Source organism: Vibrio sp. Vb0304, from assembly GCF_033338995.1.
In the GTDB taxonomy this organism is placed as follows: domain Bacteria; phylum Pseudomonadota; class Gammaproteobacteria; order Enterobacterales; family Vibrionaceae; genus Vibrio; species Vibrio alginolyticus.
Genome location: NZ_JAWOTT010000257.1, coordinates 1 through 1,160, shown reverse-complemented (window position 1 = coordinate 1,160; position 1,160 = coordinate 1). Strand labels below are relative to the sequence as shown.

General features: G+C 46.9%; 1 protein-coding gene. It reads right to left on the bottom strand.

Annotated features, from left to right (window positions below; genetic code table 11):
- The coding region (locus R7P35_RS25450; protein ID WP_318093184.1) for a sphingomyelin phosphodiesterase at window positions 1-1,160 on the bottom strand (1,160 nt) is incomplete at both ends.

The following is a 1,160-nucleotide window of genomic DNA, read 5'->3' as shown; positions in this document are numbered from 1 at the left end:
GTCCGACAGGTTGTAATGTTTCCACAACCCCTCTGCCGTTGAACGTGGAACATCAACGCGGTTGTCGTTAAACGATTTCACGCCATATTCGTTGCTCACCATGACGTAATCGAGGTATTCCACATTTTCGCCACCAGATAGCGCTTCGCCTGCGAAGTTATTGATACGAGGGTCGAACGTAGACGCTGTATAGCCAGAGTATTGAGGTTCCATCGCACTTAGGTTTGCGATCATCTGCTGGTAATCTCCAGGAAACTTCAGCTTGTTTACATTAAAGTCACCACTGTAAACGACCGTTTCGTTATTCGGAATGTTGAGAGATTGCGCCATAGTGCGCATTTGTCGAAATTGACGCTGACGATACTCACGCGCTGTATCAGTATCGAAAGACGCGGTATGTGTAGCAAAAACATGGTAGGCCTGACCACCTTTGATGATCTCTGCGTAGTTTACGCCTTTATCAGCGAAGCAATCGGTACCCGAACAATCTGGGAACACGTATTGTGCCTCGTTGACGATAGGGTAACGACTCACAATGACTACGCCTCCGTCGTAAACGTTGAAGCCATCTTTATCCAACATCTTTGTTTGGTATGGGTAATCTTTTGCAAGCTCACGTAAAAATGCATCACGACCACTAGCAAAAACCTCTTGCAATGCCAGTACGTCATAGCCTTTTACGTAATCGGGGATTAACTCGTAACGCTCACCAATATGCGACGCAATCGCAGGCAAGGCCCAAATGTTGTAAGTCATCAATTTGAGATTTTGCTCGTTGTTATCGACGGCTTCATCCACTTTGCTTGGTGTGACGGTGTAGTACAAATCGTCATAACGCGCGGTGCTATCCGATTTAAACGCTATCTCTGCGCTGCGAGAGCCAAACGCCTCGGTATTTGAACGATGAATCGTGCGATCGTCTTTTAATGCCAAGTTCACGTCGGCGGCAGACAAACCGTATTCAATGGTCGAGTTGTACCAATGTCCTTCCATGACTTGGTGGAGTGTAATGCTTTCACCTTGCGGGTTAGATACGACAGTTTCAAAGCGATAGTTCTGACCCGATTTCACCCCTTCCCACCGATTAAAACTCAGTACGGGCTTTGTTTCCCAAGGGCCTAATACTTCTACGTGTTGCTGCCATTCTTCTCCGTATTGCA